The sequence below is a fragment of the Sphingomonas sp. genome, from assembly GCF_035555815.1.
In the GTDB taxonomy this organism is placed as follows: domain Bacteria; phylum Pseudomonadota; class Alphaproteobacteria; order Sphingomonadales; family Sphingomonadaceae; genus Sphingomonas.
In genome coordinates, this window is the sequence record NZ_DATMGG010000203.1 from 1 (window position 1) to 4,061 (window position 4,061).

Annotated in this window: 4 protein-coding genes and 2 pseudogenes; all 6 read left to right on the forward strand. The window is 68.7% G+C overall.

Annotated features, from left to right (window positions below; all coding sequences use genetic code 11):
* Positions 1-177, forward strand: a 177-nt coding sequence (locus VNR91_RS11985) for a MucR family transcriptional regulator (RefSeq protein ID WP_325491010.1), incomplete at its 5' end; no start/stop codon positions are given.
* 103 nt (positions 178-280) lie between these two features.
* Positions 281-703, forward strand: coding sequence for a Fur family transcriptional regulator (locus VNR91_RS11990; RefSeq protein WP_325491007.1), 423 nt, complete (start codon positions 281-283; stop codon positions 701-703).
* 57 nt (positions 704-760) lie between these two features.
* Positions 761-1,564, forward strand: a pseudogene (locus VNR91_RS11995) (lysophospholipid acyltransferase family protein); the annotation flags it as partial.
* A 45-nt stretch (positions 1,565-1,609) separates the two neighbouring features.
* Positions 1,610-1,951 (forward strand): annotated as a pseudogene (locus VNR91_RS13560) (DUF7079 family protein); the annotation flags it as partial.
* Positions 1,952-1,962: 11 nt separating this feature from the next.
* The gene (gene miaB, locus VNR91_RS12000; protein ID WP_325491008.1) at positions 1,963-3,282 is read left to right on the forward strand and encodes a tRNA (N6-isopentenyl adenosine(37)-C2)-methylthiotransferase MiaB; all 1,320 of its coding nucleotides are present in this window, start codon (positions 1,963-1,965) and stop codon (positions 3,280-3,282) included.
* Between the two features lie 180 nt (positions 3,283-3,462).
* Positions 3,463-4,061 (forward strand): PhoH family protein (locus VNR91_RS12005; protein ID WP_325491009.1); only part of this gene is annotated, 599 nt, incomplete at its 3' end.

Consider the following 4,061-nt stretch of genomic DNA (forward strand, 5'->3'; position numbering starts at 1 on the left):
AAGCTCAAGATGCTCAAGCGCCACCTGATGACTCATTATCAGATGACGCCGGACGATTATCGCGCCAAATGGGGCCTGCCTGCCGATTATCCGATGGTCGCGCCCAACTATGCCGAACAGCGCCGCACGCTGGCGAAGAAGATCGGCCTGGGCACCAAGCGCCGCAAGACCCGCTGATTGTCCGGCCCGCCCCTCCCGATCGGGGAGGGGCGGGCCGCGTCGCGCTTATTGCGAGTCGGTTGCCCTTTTCCCCCGCCGTGTTTCGGCCTACATCGAGCCCATGGCGCGCAAGATCGACCTCGAAGCCCTTTGTCATGAAAAGGGCCTGCGTATCACCGAGCAGCGCAAGGTGATCGCGCGTGTCCTCTCCGAGGCGGAGGACCATCCCGACGTGGAAAAGGTCTACGAGCGTGCCTCGTCGATCGATCCGGGCATCTCGATCGCGACGGTCTATCGCACCGTCCGCCTGTTCGAGGAGGCCGGTATCCTCGACCGTCACGATTTCGGCGACGGCCGCGCGCGCTACGAGCCCGCGCCCGAGGCGCACCACGACCATCTGATCGACGTCGAGACCGGGCGCGTGATCGAATTCGTCGATCCGGAACTGGAACTGCTCCAGAAGCAGATCGCGGAGCGGCTCGGTTTCCGCCTGGTCGATCACCGCATGGAGCTCTACGGGGTCAGCCTCGACCGCAAGGGCTAGGGCTTGGGCCTCACGCAGCAGCAGCGCAGCGACATAGCGGAGGGGCATCCGCCGCGCATCGACGCGCTCGGCTGGTGCCGGCTCGGCGCGCGCGCGGGATTGCTGGCGCTGGCGCTGCTGCTGTGCGTGCCGCTCCATTATCTGTGGCGGCTGGTGCGGATCGGTTCGCCGTGGCCGCGGATCTATCTCGGCTGGGCGGCGCGGTTCGCCGGGGCGCGGGCGACGCGGATCGGCGTTCCGCTGAAACGCGACGTATTCTACATCTCCAATCACCTGAGCTGGATCGATATCCTGGCGATCGCCGGCGCCAGCGGATCGGCGTTCGTCGCCAAGGCGGAACTGGCGCGCACCCCGGTGATCGGCTGGCTCGCGCGGATCAACCGCACGGTGTTCGTCAGTCGCGAGGACCGGATGGGGGTGGCCGAGCAGATCAACCAGTTGCGCGACGCGCTGGCCGACAATTGGTCGGTCACCGTGTTTCCCGAGGGCACCACCACCGATGGCCGGTCGCTGCTGCCGTTCAAGACGCCGATGCTGCGCGTGCTCGAACCGCCGCCGCCGGGGGTGCTGGTCCAGCCGGTGATGCTCGATTACGGCGCGATGGCGGACGAGGTGGCGTGGATCGGCGTCGAATCGGGCATCGACAACGCGCGGCGGCTGTTGGCGCGGCGCGGCAGCTTTCCGCTCAAGGTGCATTTCCTCGAACCGTTCGATCCGCGCGACTTTCCGGGGCGAAAGGCCATCGCCGCCGAGAGCCGCCGCCGGATCGAGGAGGCGCTGGTCGCCACGCTCGGCGCGCCGCTCCGCCCGTTCCGCTACGACGTCGCGCCGGTCCGCTATACCGCACGGAGTTCGGCGGCCTCCCTGCCCGAGCTTGACCAAGGTGAGAAGGCGCGGCGCGCGCCGGTCTGGTCGGCGCTGGCCGATCTGTTCCTGGACACCGACGTGTCGCTGTTGCGCGAGGCGGACGCGCGCACCCTTGCCGCCAGTCCGTACGGGATCGATCAGATCGAGCGAATCCTGCTGGACGAGGTGACGCCGGCGGTGGCGTGGAACCTGCGGCAGATCGCCGGTGAGTGGGCGGCGTTCGACCATCTCTGGCTGGCGGAGCGAATCGTCGCCACCCGTGTCGCGCCGGGCCACGGCAAGCGGCTGGAGCGGATGTGGGACGATTGGCTTGCCCTGCGCGACGCGACCGTTCGCCTCCGCGAAGGCCCCTCGCTGGCGATGGCGCCCGGTTCGCGCTAAAGGCCCCGCGGATGACCGCTCCGAAAACCTTCCACGTCAAGTCGTTCGGCTGCCAGATGAACGTCTATGACGGCGAACGCATGGCCGAATTGCTCGGCGACCAGGGCATGACCGCCACCGACGATGCCAACCAGGCCGACGTCGTCGTGCTCAACACCTGCCACATCCGCGAGAAGGCGACCGAAAAGGTCTATTCTGACATCGGCCGGTTGCGCAAACACGCCGGTGCGCTGGGGCGCAGCCCGATGATCGCCGTCGCCGGTTGCGTCGCGCAGGCGGAAGGGGCGGAGATCGTCGCGCGCGCCAAGGTCGACATCGTCGTCGGCCCGCAGGCGTATCACAACCTGCCCGATCTGGTGGCGAAGGCGGCGGCGGGCGTCCCCGCGCTCGACACCGACATGCCCGCCGCCAGCAAGTTCGCCGCGCTCCCCGCGCGCCGCCGCGTCGGTCCCTCGGCGTTCCTGACGGTGCAGGAAGGGTGCGACAAATTCTGCACCTATTGCGTCGTGCCCTATACGCGCGGCGCGGAGATCAGCCGCCCGTTCGACGCGATCGTCGATGAGGCGAAGGCGCTGGTCGATGCCGGCGCGCGCGAGATCACGCTGCTCGGCCAGAACGTCAATGCGTGGGGCAAGGACGAGGGGCAGGGCCTCGACTCGCTGATCCGCGCGCTCGATCGGATCGTCGGGCTGGAGCGCATCCGCTACACCACCAGCCACCCCAACGACATGACGCAGGGCCTGATCGACGCGCACCGCGACGTCGAGAGCCTGATGCCGTTCCTCCACCTGCCGGTGCAGGCGGGCAGCGACCGCGTGCTCAGGGCGATGAACCGCAGCCACAGCCGCGATTCCTATCTGCGCATCCTTGACCGGGTCCGCGCCGCGCGGCCCGATATCGCGCTGTCGGGCGATTTCATCGTCGGCTTCCCCGGCGAAACCGACGCCGAATTCGCGGAGACGCTGAACCTGGTCGACGCGGTCGGCTATGCCCAGGCGTTCAGCTTCAAATATTCACCGCGCCCCGGCACCCCGGCGGCGGAGATGGACGGCGCGGTGCCGGCCGAGGTGATGGACGATCGGCTGCAACGGCTGCAGGCCGCGCTCAATCGCGATCAGGCGGCGTTCAACGCCGCGACGGTCGGCCGCGCCTGCGCGCTGCTGGTCGAGCGCAAGGGCAAGCTGCCCGGCCAGATGCTCGGCAAGTCGCCGTGGCTGCAATCGGTCCACCTGATCACCGACGCTGCCATCGGCGATATCGTCGACGTCGACATCGTCAGCGCCGGGCCCAATTCGCTGGGCGGAATGGCGCGGGTCAGGGCGGCCGCCTGAGGCCGGCGGCATCATTCCCGCTTTCCTCGGCGGCGGGAGTCTGGCACAATCCGGGTCAGTGATGCAGCGTCCCACCGCAGCCTTCCCCGCCCCCTTTCACAGCCCATCGATGCGCGTCCCGTCCAGCCGGGCGGTCGTCGCGCTCTGTCCCGTTCCCTCCGCCATCCGGCAAGGAGTTCCATGAGCCGCAAGCCCGTGCCCGCGCAGTCCGGCGACCGCAGCCGCGCCGAAGTGACGTTCGACCGCCCCGAGCTGCTGCCGCGATTGTTCGGCGAATATGATACCAATCTGGTCGCGCTGGAGAACCGGCTGGGCGTGTACATCACCGCGCGCGGCAACCGGGTGCAGCTCGAGGGATCGGCGGAGGCGGTGGCGCTGGCGCGCGACGTGCTCGGCGGGCTCCACGCACGGCTGCTCCAGGGGCAGGACATCGACCCCGGCATGGTCGACGCGGTGATCGGGCTGGCCGCCGAACCGACGCTGGACGGCATCGTTCGCGCCGACCGCTCGGCGCCGCCGCCGATCATGATCCGCACGCGCAAGAAGACGATCGTGCCGCGCACCATCGCCCAGACGCATTACATGCGCGAGCTGGTCGCCAACGACATGATCTTCGCGCTGGGGCCGGCGGGCACCGGCAAGACCTATATCGCGGTGGCGCAGGCGGTGTCGCAGCTGATCACCGGCAGCGTCCAGCGGCTGATCCTGTCGCGCCCGGCCGTCGAGGCCGGTGAAAAACTGGGCTTTCTGCCTGGCGACATGAAGGAAAAGGTCGATCC

What these genes read in the sequence shown, in the direction of transcription:
- VNR91_RS11990 (WP_325491007.1), top strand. Translation starts at nt 281, where the DNA reads ATGGCGCGCAAGATCGACCTCGAAGCCCTTTGTCATGAAAAGGGCCTG.
- miaB (WP_325491008.1), top strand. Translation starts at nt 1,963, where the DNA reads ATGACCGCTCCGAAAACCTTCCACGTCAAGTCGTTCGGCTGCCAGATG.